A 13,507-nucleotide genomic window follows, 5' to 3' on the forward strand; every position below is an offset into this window, starting at 1 on the left:
CTCGCAGCCATCGATGACGGAAGGCTGTCGGTCCCGGACCTGTACGAGGTCGTCAACCGGGCGCGTTTCCCCGAGCGGCCGACGCTCGACGACCCCGGCGGCATGCCCGGCGTACGTTCCGACGTGGACGGGTTCATCCAGCGGCTGGGCTGGTGCGTCGACCCGGAGGTGGCCGGCAGGCTGGCGCACGTGGTGCTGACACTGCGCCAGCTCGGCTGCGAGTGCGACATCGACTTCTTCCGACCGTACGCGGCCGCGGCCGAGCGGCTCGTCGTCCAGGAGCTCGACCTGCTCCCGTCGAGCGCAGCCGGCATCGACCGGGCCGCCGCCGTGGTACGGATGGTTCTGCTCGACGCCGCGCTGGCGACGGTACGTCGGATGGCGCAGGAGCACTTCGTGGCCCAGCGGTTCGACGCGGCGCCGCCGGCCAGGGCGAGCCGGGCGGCTTCAGAAGGTGTGCCCGCGACCGGGGAAGCGGAGGCCGTCGGTCACCCCACCCGAGTCGCGAACTGACCGGGGCGACGCCCGGCACCGGCCGGCCCCCGGTAGGCCTGCGCGATGTCGAGCCACCGGTCGGCCTCCGCGCCCGTCGCCGTGAGGTCCAGGTCGTCGCGGTGCCGGCGCCGGGTCACCAGCAGGCAGAAGTCGACCGCCGGACCGCTGATCCGGTTGTCGCCCCCGGCCGGCCCGAACGTCCACACGACGCCGGACGGCGCGGTCAACTCGAAGCGGAACTCGACGTCCGGGGTGGTCAGGCCACGCGCCTGGTAGCCGAAGTCCCAGGTACGCACCGCGAAGGCGACCAGGTGACCGATCCGGTCGGTGTGCTCACGGCGTACCCCGAGCGCGTCGGCGATGTCCTGACCGTGCCCGAACAGCTCCATCAGGCCGGCCGAGGCGAGCACGGCGGCGGGGAGCGGGCGCACCAGCCAGGGCACGACGCGGTCCGGCGGCACGGCCGCGAGGGCCTGCTCCGCCCGAGCGCGTTCGGCCCGCCAGCGGGTCAGCAGCACGTCCGGCGGTTCGGCCAGGAACTCGGCCAACGCGTGCGCCACGTTCGCGTCGAAGTCGGCACCGAGCCGGGCGGTCATCGCGGTGAACCGGTCCGGATCCGCCACCGCCAACGCCGCCATCCGGAAGGTCGCGGCCAGGTGGGCGATCTGGTGGGCGACCGTCCAACCGGGTGCCGGGGTGGGCAGTCGCCACTGTGCCGCGTCCAGCCCGCGTACCAGGCCGTCGACCTCGTCGCCCTCGGCGACCAGGTCCCGGACCACACCCGAGGCGTTCATGCCGCTGCCACCTCTCCCCCGGGTGCGGCGGGATCGCGCGGGCAGTTGTGGTAGATCGCCAGCAGCCACGCGTCAGCGCGCTTCACCAGGATCCAGGAGGCCCGGATGGCCGCCTCGGCGGAGAGTTCCGACTCGCCCGGAGCCAGTACCCCGCCCACGGTCGTCAGCGCGACCGCGCCGGGCGCGAGCGGGATCACGTCGACGGGCTGGCCGGTCACCCGGGTACCCCGGTAGGCGCCGGCGAATTCCGCGGCCATGAACGCACGGATCTGGTCGCGTCCCCTGCGATGGACTCCCGGAAGAATGAGTGTGCCGTCCTCGGTGAAAAGCTCGGCGAATCCGTCGGGATCGTGCTTCGCCCAGGTTTCCACCATCCGCGCCGGGACCGCCGCTATCGCGGCCCGATCGGCGTCGGTGACAGCTGTCGCCGGTCCGGTGATCGTCATGCCTCGCCTCGCCTTCCTGTCGTTTCTACGTGGGTCGCCGAACCCACCGCCGGCGCTCGCCGGAACGGGCCCCGACCCGGATTCGTGCGTGCTCGGTACGCCTATGTCCGGGGAATGTCGAACAGCTGCGGAAATCTCGCGGTCAGCGCGAGGTCGCCCCTGGTCTTCAGCTTTCCCTTCATCGCCAGCGTCACCGGATGGGCGTTCCCGGTGACCATGCGGAGGAAATCGACCGCGCCGACGGTCAGGGTGAGCTTCGGCTGCCGCAGTGGGGCCGCGGAGAGCGCACAGGCACCACCGTCGATCACGATCTCGTAGACGTCGACGGCACCGTCCGGGCCGTCGCCGATCCTCCAGTGCACCACCGCCGACGTGCCGCCGGCCCGGTCGCCCCGGAAGACGTCCGGCATGCGCCCGAGCACCACGTCCAGCACGGCCCGGCGCCGGCTGCCGCACATCAGCTCGCGCAGCTCGGCGGTCGGAGTCGCCTTGACCAGCAGGGCGAACTCGCGGGCGTCCAGCTTTGCCGGATCGAGGTCCTCGATGGGCATCTCATCCTCCCGGTGGCACGGCCGCACGGAGCGTCGCCCGGCCCGGCCACCGGCCGCCACAAAGCCGTGGCCGGGCCACCGGCGGCGGGCGAGCCGAACTGGTGCCCGTCCATCGTGGTCACCGGCAGGGGCGCCACTCATCTCCTGAGATGCTGTCCTCGGTCGGACCTCCCGGGCTGGGCCGCCCGGCGGCCGACCGGGCCGGCGGACAGCGCTACCCGGCGGCCGAGCCGGCCGGCGGACCGACCCGGCGGGCCGAGCGGACCGGCGTACCGGCCGGCGCGCCGACCCGGGCGACGTGCAGCAGCCGGTCCGCCGGCACGCCCAGCGTCGCACCCAGCGCGTCGCCGGTCGCCGGAACGTCGATGAGCTGGCTCAGCGGGTGCGCCGCCACTCCGGCCGCGTGCAGGGTCAGCCAGACCCGCATCAGCACCCGCCCGAGGCCGACCCGGGTCGCGCCGTCCGTCCCGGCGGGTCCGACGAGGACCAGCACCGCACCGCCGAGTGCCAGCGGGTTCCCGGCCGCCGCGGCGAGCAGCCGGGGAATCCCCAGCCGGCGCAGCCCGGGGTACCCGGCCAGGGCGGCCCGCAGCCCGGTCGCCTCGGCCCGGGACAGCCCCAGGCAGCGGTCGGTGAGCCCGTCGGCATGGTAGGCCGGATGTCCCGGCGTCAACCGCAGCCACGAGCGCAGCTCGGCGACGACCGCCGGATCGGCGTACAGCCGCCGGTCGGCGAGCCGGAGCAGCCGGGCCAGCAGGTCGGCGTCCGGCACCACCCGGACCGCCCCGCCGGCCTCCCGGGCCACGGCGTCGACGGCCGCGACGAGGCCGGCCGGCGGGCCCGCGGAGAACCGCCCCCGGTGGGTACGCCGTCCGCGCACCTCCGCCGCACCGAACGGACTGCGGTAACGGCTCGCGGACGCCCGCAACCAGCCCACCCGGCGGTCCTCGGCACAGTGGTCCGGCACGAACCGGACCCGCAGCCCGGCGTCGGCCGCGACGACCAGGCAGGTCTCGACGAACGCGCCGAGCGAGAGCCACAGGTCCCGCCCGGACGGGTCGGCCGCCGGCAGCGCGTCCGCCGGGTCCCAGCCCACCCGGACCTCCGTGGCCCGGTAGTCGAGCCGCCACGGTTGGCTGTTGTGCGCGCTCGGCGCCCGCCAGCAGAGCGGTTCCAGCGCGCGGAACGCGGCGACGTCCACCTACAACGCCTTCTCGAAGAAGGTGTACCCGTGCAGCGGCCGGCCGCCCATCCCCCGGAACTGCGCCGCCGACGCCGGGTTGTCCCGCCCGACGTACGTACTGCGCAGTGTGTGGTAGCCCCCGGCGTGCAGGTTCCGGTGCAGGTGCGCCGAGAGCAGCCGCTGGTAGCCCCGCCCCTGGTACTCCGGGAGCACGCCCTTGACGATCAGCACCGCCTCCCGCCGGTACCGCCGCCGGGTCGCCAGCAGCCGGAGCTGGTTGACCAGGTTCAGGTTGCCCCGTACCCGGATCACGAACTCGCTGATGTCCGGGATGCAGAGAACGAAGGCCACCGGCCGGTCCGCCCGGGTCAGGTAGAGCAGCAGCGACTCGTCCAGCAGGTACGCCAGCCCGTCGGTCTGCTGGCGCAGCTGCGCGATCGAGATCCCGGTGTAGTAGCCGAGCTGGGCGAAGGAGGCGTTCAGCATGTCGCGCAGCAGGTGGAGCTGCTCGTCGAGCCGCCGCAGGTCGCCCCGGTGCACCCGCAGCAGCGGATCGCCGAGAGGTGAGCCGTCGAGGGCCGGATCGGCGAGGGGCGGGTCGGCGTCGGCTCGGGTGACCGGGCAGATCCAGGTGTCCGACTCGAAGCGGCGGGCGAAGCCGGACGACTCGTAGGCGGTCACGTACCTCGGCGGGTTGTAGGCGCTGTCGACGAAGCCCCGGTCGGCGTAGCCGGAGGTGATGACGCCACCGGCCTCGTTGGGCAGCAACGCCACCGGGCCGAAGAGCGCCTCCCGGTCCCCGGCGGCCCGGCCGGCGGCGGTGATCGCCGCGAAAAGCGGCTCCGCCGCCGGCTCGGTGAACTCGGTCAGCCCGAAGAGCTGGTACCGGCGGCCGAGTTTGGCGTCGAAGCCGGCGTCGGTGTGCAGCGTGGTCCGGGCCACCGCCGCACCGGTGGTGACGTCCCGGAGCAGGTACATCGGCACGCCCTCCCGCCACCAGCGCCGGAGCTGTGCGCGCATCGGCGGTACGAAGCGCGGCTCGTCCGCGTACACCCGGTCGGTGAGGGTGAGGAAGTCCCGCAGCCCGCGCCGGTCGACGACGCGTTCCAGCGTCGGGGTGGCGGTCATCGCCGCACCGCCGGGCCGGTCGACTCCGCGCCCAGCGGGGTGAAGGTCGGGATGTGCGCCATCTCGGTGGACTCGGCCCGCCACACCCCGTTGGAGTAGCCGTCCGGCTCGGCGGTGTAGAGCCGGATGAAGCCGGCGGTCGCGTTCCGGGTGCCGTCGGTGATCCAGACCATCAGCCGCCGGTGGTGCCGGGAGCGGGCGAACCGCAGCATCGCGTCCCGGTCGGCGAAGAACGCGACGGTGCCGAGGGTGAGCGGGAACTGCCAGTAGACGGTGTGCCAGCGGTATCCGGACATCCGGCGCATGTCCCGGAGCATCCGGCGCCAGGCCGGCCAGAGCCGCAGCAACGTCAGCGGGCTCCGGTAGCGGGTCGCGCCGATGAACATCGCGCCGGCCCGGGCCTGCGCCGGGGCCTGGGAGAAATCCCGGGTACGCATGCCTCAACCTCCCAGCAGGTAGGTGTTCTTGATCTTCTGGTCTCCGGCGAACGGACCGGTACCCGCCTCGTGCAGTTCCACCCGCAGCTCACCGGCGGTCGGGTCCTCGGTCAGCGACTGCGCGAAGTCCCGGGAGACGGCGGCGAGGTGCCGGCGTACCCCGTCCCGGCAGGCCGCGGCGAGAGCGTCCCGGACCGGTCCGGCCAGCGGGCGGCGCAGTTCCAGGTGCACCACCGGCCGGGTCTCCAGCCCCGCGTCCTCGACCAGGGCCAGCCGGAACCGGCTGATCTCGGCCGCGTACGGGTTGCCGGCGTAGAGGCCGTACTCGACGTCCTGCGGGTAGAGGTTGGCGCCGAGGTAGGAGACGGTCGAGTCGCGCCGGCCGAAGAGCAGCAGCACCGGCAGGTTCATCCGCTCGCCGGCCAGTGCCGCCGCGCAGTCCGCCCAGCGTGCCGGGTCGGCGCGGACCAGGTCGAGGATCCGCCGGTACGGCAGCAGCACCGCCTCGTCGCCGACGTTGTAGCGCAGCCGGGGCTGGAGCACGTCCAGGCTGGTCACCGTGCAGAGCAGTTCCCGCCGGTCGTTCGTCTCCAGATAGGTGGCCATCGGGTTGTACTGGAACGCCATCGGCAGCCGCTGCTCGTCAGCGCCGAGCACCGCGGCCCGGAAGTCTGAGTCGGTCCAGAGTCGACGCCGCAGCCAGACCGTGAACGCGGTCTCCGCGCCGATCCCGATGGTCAGGTCCGAGGCGCCGTACGCGGACCGTACCCGGAGAAATCGCTCCTCCAGGTAGCTCCGCAGCGCCTCGGTCATCCCCTCCCCGCCGCAGCTCGCCGAGATGCGGTAGCCCGACCAGTCGAAGCCGTCCGCGTCGAGCCGGTCCCGCAGGTGCTTCAGGAACGGCGGATACGCGGTCACCAGGTAGTCGAAGTCCGGGCCGAACTCGCGGAGCGTGTCGACGACCTTGCCGAGGTCGGGGCCGGTGTTCTTCACCACCGCGATCCGGGCCATCGCCGCGCCGGTGGTGGTCCCGGTCGCCCAGGCACCCATCGAGTAGGCGTTGATGACGAAGGGCCGGCGCATCGGGAAGACCAGGCTGGTGTAGCCGGCGATGTCGTGGTGCACCGCCCGCAGCTCCCGCTCCCCGCGCGGCCAGTTGAACGGCCGGCCCGACGAACCGGCCGACTCGTCCACCACCACACCCCGGACCGGCAACCGGCCGCCCCAGCAGCGCCGGGCGGCGGCGTGCGGCACGACGTAGTTCTCCTTGTCGGTCTCCGGGAAGTCGCCGAGCCGGCGGCGGGCCCGTCCGGCGGTCGGCCGGGCCCGCAGGAACGCCCGGTACGCCGGGACGTCCAGGGCGGCCAGCGCACAGACCGCCCGGGCGTTCGCCGCGGCGATCCGGTCGAGGACCGGATGGTGCCGGCCGGCCAGCCACCGCCAACCGGCCGGATGGCGCAGGGCGAGCCGGAGCACGGCCGTACGGAGCCGCCCGGCGGCGGAGAGGCGGACCCGACGCCAGCGTTCGCGGAGGGTCAGACCCGGCGACGCGAAGGTGGACGGAGCGGGGTACCGGCGCAACGTCTCGGTCATCACAGCAGTGTCGGCCGGTCCGGTCCGGAACACCTGAGTCGTGGTGCCCGACCGGCACTGAGTAGCCGTACCCAGCCCCGACCGTCGGTGATACCCGTCAGCCGATCGCCTCGCGCGGCGCGGGTGTGCCGACGACGTCCACCGTCGATGGCTGGTACCCGCTGGCCTGGAGTTGGAAGAGCCGGGCGTACCGGCCGTCCCGGGCCATCAGCGTCTCGTGTGACCCCTGCTCGACGACCCCACCGCCGTCGAGCACCACGATGACGTCCGCGTCCCGGACCGTGGCCAGCCGGTGCGAGATGAGCAGGCTGGTACGCCCCTGCCGGAGCTCCCGCAACCGCCGGTGCACCTCGTGTTCGGCCTCGGCGTCCAGCCCGGCGGTCGGCTCGTCCAGGATCAGCAGGTCCCGCCGGTTCCGGAGCAGGGCACGGGCGACCGCCACCCGCTGCCACTGCCCGCCGGAGAGCGTGACCCCGGCCCGGGGATCCGCCGCGTCCGCGTCGTCGAGGAAGATCCGGGACAGCAGGGTGTCGTATCCGGCAGGCAGCGCGGCGAGCGTGTCGTGACAGCCCGCGAGCCGGGCGGCATCGACCACCGCCGCGCGGTCGTCGATCCGACCCAGGTCGCCGAGACCGATGTTCTCCGCCGCCGACAGGTCGTACCCCATGAAGTCCTGGAAGACCACGCTGAGCCGTTCGCGCAGCCCGCGCACGTCGAACTCGCGCAGGTCCGTGCCATCCCAGCGGACGCTGCCCCGGACCGGATCGTAGAACCGGCACAACAACTTGACCAGCGTGCTCTTGCCGGCCCCGTTGAGCCCGACCAGCCCCACCGCGGCGCCGGCCGGGATGACCAGGTCGACGCCGCGCAGCACCCACGGTTGGCCGTCGGCGTACCGGAACCACACGTCGCGCAGTTCGATGGCGTGCTCCAGCGGCCCCGGCCGCACTCCGGGGCGGGACGGTTCCGGCAGGTCCGGAGGAGCGGCCAGCACAGCCCGGTAGTGGTCGAAGAGCAGCAGCGCGTGATGGGTGGCCGCGCCCTGCGCCACCATGCCGCCGAGCGCCGTCTGCACCCCGGCCACCGCGGCCACGAAGAGCATGACGTCGCCGACGCCGAGCCGGCCACTGGCCGCCAGCGAGATCACCCAGGCCAGCCCGCCGGCCGCCACCGCCGCCGCCAGCAGCGCCAGACCCAGCTGGCCGAGCATCTCCCGCCGGTCCATGGTGTCCTGCTCGCGGTTGACGTGCCGCAGCTCGCGCAGCAGCCGGGCGTTGAAGAAGTCGCCGAGCCCGAAGAGCCGGATCTCCTTGGCCGCTTCGAGACTGGTCAGCAGCCGGGCGTAGAACAGCTCGCGGCGCTGTGCGTGGCCCAGCCGCCAGGCGAGCGCGGCCCGCTGCCGGCTGAGCCGGATCTCCACCCAGGTGGTCGGCGCCGCCGAGACGATGACCACCAGCACCATCGCCGGGGCGACGGCCAGCAGAGAACCGACGAAGCCGAGCAGGGTCAGGACGCCCTGCGCGACGCCGAGGCCACCGCTGACACACTGGGCCGGACCGAGCCGCCCCGCTCCCTCGGCGAGTTGCAGCCGGTCCCGGAGACGCGGATTCTCCAACCGGGCCAACCCGGCGAACGCGTTCACCGCCGTGTAGAGCCGGCCCGTCACCAGCAGTCGGAGCGCCCGGCCGCTCACGCCGTCGACGTACCCGGCCAGGTGTGGTTGGGCAGCCACCGCCGCCCCGACCACGCCGAGCGCGGCGGCCAGCGCCAGCAACTGGCCGGGGTGCCGCCCGGCCTGGCCCGCCGCCAGCCGGTCCACCACCAACTTGGTGAGCCAGGCCAGCACCACCGGGCCGGTTCCGGCCAGGATCGCGAGCAGCAGTTTGGCCACCGTCGCGGCGGGCGCCGCGCGCCAGGCCAGCCCGAGAGCGTCGACCAGGTACCGCCCGGCGGTCCCGGCACCGAGCCGGGGCGCCGACGGTACCGCCTGCCATGGGCCCGAGTCGCGACCCCGGCCGGCATCGGCACGGCTCGGGTCGGCGGCACCGGTCATGTTGCGGGTAGTTCGGGCAGCCGCTCGACCGCGGTGGCGCTGGCCTTGACCCGACCGTCGCCGTCCAGCACGCACATGGCGGGATAGCCCTGGACCGCGAACGCCTGGTGCAGCGGGCCGTCCTCGATCTCCACCACGACCCGGGCGACCGGTTCCAGCAGGGCCACCAGCTCGCGGGTGGCCTCGGGCGTACCGACGGCGACCGCGAGGACCCGGTCCGAGCCGCTCGCCGCTGCGCGTTCGACGAACCGGGGCGCCTGTTCCCGGCAGGGAGCGCAGTTCGGCGAGAAGAAGCCGACCAGCGTACCCCCGGCCGTGAGGTCATCCGGCCCGATCGGCACGCCGACGCTGGTCGTTACCGGCGCGAACGGGCGCGGTTCGGCACCCGCCGACAGAATGAGCTCCGGTTCTGGGCGGCCACCACCGGCCATGGCGTCCAACCGGGCGGTGTGCTCGCGCAGCCGGCGGACGACACCGTAGGTGAAAATCAGATTGGCTCCGGCGAGGAGTCCCAACAGGACGGTCGCCACGACGAGATAGGACACGACGGATTTCCCCCGGGTCGGTCAGGCCCAGAGCTCGACGATGTCGTCGAGGTGGATGACGAAGGTTGCCAGGATCACGGCGGCGCCCGCCGAGAGCAGCACGCCGGCACCGTCGACGGGCCGGGCCGCCCCGGTCGACAGTGCCGCCAGCAGGCCGGTCCCGCCGACCAGGAACAACGACAGATTGCGTACGACGTGCCGCACGCCCAGCCGGGCCGGACCGCCGCCGAAGCACCGGCAGCGCACCTCCAGTCGACGCCGGACGACCAGCGCCACGCCGGTGGCCAGTACGCCGAGCAGCCCGGTGGCCAGCCCGAACCCCCAGGCGGGTGCTGCCAGCAGCAGTGGCGGCACCAGCGCCTCGGCGACGGTGAGCAGCACCGCCACCGGCCCGGTACGCCGGACCAGTGGGGCGAGGGAGTCGGCGAACTCCCGGAACGCGGCACGGGAACGCAGCCTGCTGCCGGCCGACCAGCCGAAGACCACGGCCAGCAGTACCCCGCAGGAGATCATCAGGTACGCCACTTCCCGCACCTTTCTCGATCCGCGCCACGCCGGCTCAGCCGGGGCAGCTCGACGGCGCCAGCCCGATGGCGCCAACCCGATGGCGCCGGCTCGGCGGTGCCGGCTCGGGCGTTCCCGTTACCGTGTCGGCACCGCCGAGGCGTCGGTCACTAGCAGCCGGTGGGCCCGCTCCGGGCCTGGCAGCTACAGCTGTATCCGCTGCCCTGAGCGCAGCACCGCTCGTAGTAGAGGTAGCTGGACCGGCAGTAGCAGTAGCTGCCCCACCAGCAGGGTTGGGCCTGGGCTTCGACCTTCGGAACGGCCATCGTCACCATTGAGTCGGCGACTCGGCGGATGAAACTCTTCATCCTGTCCTCCTTTCGCACGATCGGCCCCACGCTAGGCGCCGGCCATACACCCGGCCGTACACCCGGCCGTACAACGTCCGCTCACGGCGGCTGGAGCCGCTGGAGAACGACGGCTCAGACCCGGCGGAGCACGACGCCGAGCAGCCGGTCGGCGGTGACGTAACCGTAGTGCCGCGAGTCGTAACTCGACGCCCCGTTGTCGCCGATCGCGACGAGGTGGTCCGGCGGGACGACCTCGTCGGGCAGCGTGGCCAGTGCCGGACCGGCCTCGCGCGGCACCGGATCACCCGCCACCGCCACCGCCCGCTTGACCAGCCACCCGTCCGAGGACCACGGTTTCCGGGCGCCGGGTCCCCGCGATGGTCCCGGACCTGCCTCCGCCCGGCCGGCCACCGTCATGCCGCCTACCGCGATGCCGCTCAGCTGGGTGTCGACTTCGGCGAAAACGACCAGGTCACCGGTGCGCAGCTGCGCGGCCCTGCGGCGGCGGACCAGGACCCGGTCGCCGTCCCGCATCGTCGGCTCCATGCTCGGGCCGCGTACGGTCACCACCACGAACCGCCGACGGAGCAGGGCTACCCCGGCTACGGCCGCGAGCACGCCCGCGACTCCGAGCAGAACCGCGAGCCCGACCGGCCACGCCCCGTCCATGGCTCCATACTGTAGCCACAGCTACGGCCGTGGTCGGGTGCTGATCACTGGACCATCCTTGGCGCACCCTTCCCGATGCTCGTCGGGGCCGTACGCCGGGAGTCGTCGGGGGCCGTACGCCGGGAGTCGTTCGCCGGGAGGAGGTGCGGGATGCGGGATGTCGGCCGCGAGGCACTGCCCCGGCTCGTGACCGGACTGCCGACCCGGTGGCGTACGGCGGTCGTCGCGGCCGGTGCGACCGGGGACGAGGAGACCATCAGCGCCGCCGGTGCGGAGTTGCTCCGACGGTGGCGTGAACCCCACCGGCACTACCACGACGTGTACCACCTGGCGGCCGTACTCGCGGTGGTGGACGCGGCGGCGGACCACGCCGCCCGGCCCGACCTGGTCCGGCTGGCGGCCTGGTGCCACGACGCGGTCTACGACCCCCGGGCCGGCGGCGACGCCAACGAGCGGGCCAGTGCGGAACTCGGCGCCGCCCTGCTGACCGGGCTCGGCGTACCGGCCGAGGCGGTGGCCGAGGTGGTCCGGCTGGTACTGCTCACCGCCGGGCACCGGGCCGCGCCGGAGGACCGGGACGGCGCCCTGCTCTGCGACGCCGACCTGGCGATCCTGGCCTCCCCCGCCGCCGAGTACGACCGCTACGCCGCCGCGATCCGCGCCGAGTACGCACACGTCCCCGAGCCGATGTTCCGGGCCGGCCGGGCGGCGGTGCTGCGGAACCTGCTCGCCCTGCCGGCGCTCTACCACACCCCGGAACTGGCCCGCCGGGCGGAACAGCCGGCCCGGGAGAACCTGCGCCGCGAGCTGACCGCGCTCGACGTCCCGGACTGACCACGCCCGACACCACCATGGCAGCATCCGTCGCCCTGTCCATCAGACGGGCTACGAAAAGGGACTCATGTTGGGTAGTGTCTCCCTCGCTACTGAATGTAAATAACACCGCCACTCCGCCGTGCACTCCAGCGGAAGGACGACATGGCCAGCGTGGACCAGGTCAGAGCCGCACTTGCTGAAGCAGCCGCACAGAGCAACACGAGGACAAGCCGGTTCCCGGCTGAGCAGGGAAACCGACGGCGGATCAAGCCCGCCACCACCTTCCTGGGCTGCGCCGAGGCGACCCGGCAATACATCGGCGTCGTTGGCTGACCGTGAGCGTCGGCGAGGTCAAAGCCGCGCTCGGAGAAGCGAACCGACTGCTTGACCAGGGTAGGACGACGATCGAGGAAATCGGCGACGACCTGCATCAGGCTGCTGCGCTCCTGCTCGCCACCTTGCATGACAGCCGACGGGACGAGGCCGAGAAGGCTCGCAAAGCCACCGCCGATGCCGTACGCGAGGTGAAGCTGACCCTCCGGGCCATCAATGCCGCCCAGCAGAGTGCGAATGAATACCGGAAGAGGCTGGGATGAGCAGCCTCCTCGCCCAGGCCGTGGCCCAGCTCAGATCGGCCATCGATCAACTGGACGGTCTCGCGGTTCGGGCCACACGCGCCGCCGAGGACGTGGCCCAGGGACACGCCCGATACGCGGACGCTAGCAGGGGAACCGATCATCCGAAGCTCCGGGCCGCAGTAGCCGAAAGCCGCATCGGGGTCGACAAAGCCCGCCGGCTCGCCCGGCTGAGCAGCGAGGCCGCTCGGCATGTCGCGGCCTATCTGAACGCGGTCGCCCCTGGCTCGGCTCCCCAGCCGCTCGCTACCGCGTCGGGGCCACCATCCGGCGAGGACTTGTTGGCCGACAGCGGGCGACGGGATCTCGCGCGTTCCCGGGCGCGGGGGTTCCTCAGCCGCTCCGTCCGGAAGGCCGACGAGTTGCAGGAACAGGCGTCCAAGGCCACCGAGATGGTGCAGCAGTCGATCAAGGTCTTCCGCAATCCCAAGGGACCCGGCGGGACACACTCGACCGGAACAGGTACCCCCACGGCCTCGGGCCTCCCAGCACGGCCGAAGATGGATGGGGCAGAGGCCGCCGGGAATCTCGTGGTGGTTGGTTTGCTGGCCGGTGTGGCCGTGCACAGGATCTCATCAGTGATCGGCGAACGAATTGCGAGGTTCAGAGGACGTGAACGTAGACGCGCTGAGCGATCTGATCCGGGCTCTGGCGAACGCTGACTGGGACACCGCCGACGCCCTGGTCCTAGAAATCGACCGTGGCGGCTGGGCTGGCGGCCTACAGGTCATAGGTGCCGCATTTGCTGTCGCGGTCAACCAGCGCTTCGGACCCGACGCCACCCCGAACGACGTAGCGGCCTTCGTGTCGAGCGCCCGCGCCCAGTACCAGGAGGGAGACACTCTGCCAGCTCTAGAGATGGAAGGGCTGATCCGGGCAGCCCTCGGTGAGCCGGAACTCGCCGACAGCATTCCCGCCGAAACGGCGCTCGGTGCCGAGATCTTCATCCTCGGACAGCTGCTTCAAGAGGCAAAGCTGACCCCCGCTGAGTTGGATGAGTTCGTGGCCGAGGCACGGCAACTAGCTGCTGAGCATCTGTAGCACCGGGTGCCGAGGGCGAGCGCCCATCTCGCAGCAGACCCGATCACCGGGTCCCCAGTGCACATCACCTCTGGCTGAGGTCCGTCCTGATGCCGCTGATGAACGCGTCCCAGGCGGCCGGCTCGAAGCTCAGCATTGCCACGGTGGGTGCCTTGGAGTCGCGTACGTCGACCTGGGCGCCTCGGTCGCGCACCTCGACGCACTGGCCGTTGCTGCCGGAGCGGCTCGACTTACGCCAGATGTTACGAAGCATGCTTGCTCAGCTCC

At 72.7% G+C, this 13,507-nt stretch carries 19 protein-coding genes; 6 read left to right on the forward strand and 13 right to left on the reverse strand.

The window, feature by feature from the left end; translation table 11 throughout:
- Positions 1-102: 102 nt before the first annotated feature.
- The gene (locus EV371_RS34670) at positions 103-513 is read left to right on the forward strand and encodes a hypothetical protein (RefSeq protein ID WP_486485006.1); all 411 of its coding nucleotides are present in this window, start codon (positions 103-105) and stop codon (positions 511-513) included.
- Here EV371_RS34670 and EV371_RS27015 read toward each other — a convergent pair.
- The 12 genes from EV371_RS27015 to EV371_RS27070 form a co-directional block, all read right to left on the reverse strand.
- A complete protein-coding gene (locus EV371_RS27015; RefSeq protein ID WP_130464538.1) occupies positions 489-1,289 on the reverse strand; it encodes a TIGR03084 family metal-binding protein in 801 nt (266 codons plus the stop codon). The genes EV371_RS34670 and EV371_RS27015 overlap by 25 nt on opposite strands.
- Positions 1,286-1,735 (reverse strand): SgcJ/EcaC family oxidoreductase, encoded by a 450-nt coding sequence (locus EV371_RS27020; protein WP_130464539.1) that lies wholly within the window; start codon positions 1,733-1,735, stop codon positions 1,286-1,288. Before EV371_RS27020 ends, EV371_RS27015 begins: the two co-directional genes overlap by 4 nt.
- Before the next feature lie 101 nt (positions 1,736-1,836).
- Positions 1,837-2,286: an SCP2 sterol-binding domain-containing protein gene (locus tag EV371_RS27025; protein ID WP_130464540.1), complete on the reverse strand. Its 450-nt coding sequence runs from the start codon at positions 2,284-2,286 to the stop codon at positions 1,837-1,839.
- A gap of 214 nt (positions 2,287-2,500) precedes the next feature.
- Positions 2,501-3,487, reverse strand: coding sequence for a nitroreductase family protein (locus EV371_RS27030; protein WP_130464541.1), 987 nt, complete (start codon positions 3,485-3,487; stop codon positions 2,501-2,503).
- A complete protein-coding gene (locus tag EV371_RS27035) occupies positions 3,488-4,597 on the reverse strand; it encodes a hypothetical protein (protein ID WP_130464542.1) in 1,110 nt (369 codons plus the stop codon). It abuts the gene before it with no gap.
- Positions 4,594-5,034: a DUF4188 domain-containing protein gene (locus EV371_RS27040; protein ID WP_130464543.1), complete on the reverse strand. Its 441-nt coding sequence runs from the start codon at positions 5,032-5,034 to the stop codon at positions 4,594-4,596. The genes EV371_RS27035 and EV371_RS27040 overlap by 4 nt, the downstream gene beginning before the upstream one ends.
- 3 nt (positions 5,035-5,037) lie before the next feature.
- Positions 5,038-6,627, reverse strand: coding sequence for a phenylacetate--CoA ligase family protein (locus EV371_RS27045; RefSeq protein ID WP_130464544.1), 1,590 nt, complete (start codon positions 6,625-6,627; stop codon positions 5,038-5,040).
- Positions 6,628-6,724: 97 nt separating this feature from the next.
- Positions 6,725-8,680: an ABC transporter ATP-binding protein gene (locus tag EV371_RS27050; protein WP_130464545.1), complete on the reverse strand. Its 1,956-nt coding sequence runs from the start codon at positions 8,678-8,680 to the stop codon at positions 6,725-6,727.
- The gene (locus tag EV371_RS27055) at positions 8,677-9,225 is read right to left on the reverse strand and encodes a thioredoxin domain-containing protein (RefSeq protein ID WP_130464546.1); all 549 of its coding nucleotides are present in this window, start codon (positions 9,223-9,225) and stop codon (positions 8,677-8,679) included. Before EV371_RS27055 ends, EV371_RS27050 begins: the two co-directional genes overlap by 4 nt.
- A gap of 21 nt (positions 9,226-9,246) precedes the next feature.
- Positions 9,247-9,750, reverse strand: coding sequence for a MauE/DoxX family redox-associated membrane protein (locus tag EV371_RS27060; RefSeq protein ID WP_130464547.1), 504 nt, complete (start codon positions 9,748-9,750; stop codon positions 9,247-9,249).
- Between the two features lie 149 nt (positions 9,751-9,899).
- Positions 9,900-10,097: a hypothetical protein gene (locus tag EV371_RS27065; RefSeq protein WP_130464548.1), complete on the reverse strand. Its 198-nt coding sequence runs from the start codon at positions 10,095-10,097 to the stop codon at positions 9,900-9,902.
- A 114-nt stretch (positions 10,098-10,211) separates the two neighbouring features.
- Positions 10,212-10,748 (reverse strand): S26 family signal peptidase, encoded by a 537-nt coding sequence (locus EV371_RS27070; RefSeq protein ID WP_130464549.1) that lies wholly within the window; start codon positions 10,746-10,748, stop codon positions 10,212-10,214.
- A 150-nt stretch (positions 10,749-10,898) separates the two neighbouring features.
- Between EV371_RS27070 and EV371_RS27075 the strand changes: the two genes are divergently transcribed.
- The 5 genes from EV371_RS27075 to EV371_RS27090 all read left to right on the forward strand — a co-directional run bounded on the left by EV371_RS27075 (position 10,899) and on the right by EV371_RS27090 (position 13,240).
- A complete protein-coding gene (locus EV371_RS27075; protein ID WP_130464550.1) occupies positions 10,899-11,582 on the forward strand; it encodes a metal-dependent phosphohydrolase in 684 nt (227 codons plus the stop codon).
- Between the two features lie 144 nt (positions 11,583-11,726).
- Positions 11,727-11,897 carry a hypothetical protein gene (locus EV371_RS33560; RefSeq protein ID WP_165436842.1) on the forward strand — a complete coding sequence of 57 codons (171 nt, stop codon included), beginning with the start codon at positions 11,727-11,729 and terminating at the stop codon, positions 11,895-11,897.
- Between the two features lie 2 nt (positions 11,898-11,899).
- Positions 11,900-12,160 (forward strand): hypothetical protein, encoded by a 261-nt coding sequence (locus tag EV371_RS27080; RefSeq protein WP_130464551.1) that lies wholly within the window; start codon positions 11,900-11,902, stop codon positions 12,158-12,160.
- Positions 12,157-12,861 (forward strand): hypothetical protein, encoded by a 705-nt coding sequence (locus EV371_RS27085; RefSeq protein WP_130464552.1) that lies wholly within the window; start codon positions 12,157-12,159, stop codon positions 12,859-12,861. The genes EV371_RS27080 and EV371_RS27085 overlap by 4 nt, the downstream gene beginning before the upstream one ends.
- Complete coding sequence (locus EV371_RS27090; protein ID WP_130464553.1) at positions 12,812-13,240, forward strand: hypothetical protein; 429 nt, start codon at positions 12,812-12,814, stop codon at positions 13,238-13,240. The genes EV371_RS27085 and EV371_RS27090 overlap by 50 nt, the downstream gene beginning before the upstream one ends.
- 64 nt (positions 13,241-13,304) lie before the next feature.
- On the opposite strand, the gene EV371_RS27095 is transcribed toward EV371_RS27090, so the two are convergent.
- Positions 13,305-13,493: a DUF397 domain-containing protein gene (locus tag EV371_RS27095; protein WP_130464554.1), complete on the reverse strand. Its 189-nt coding sequence runs from the start codon at positions 13,491-13,493 to the stop codon at positions 13,305-13,307.
- Positions 13,494-13,507 lie beyond the last annotated feature (14 nt).

The organism is Plantactinospora sp. CNZ321, assembly GCF_004217235.1.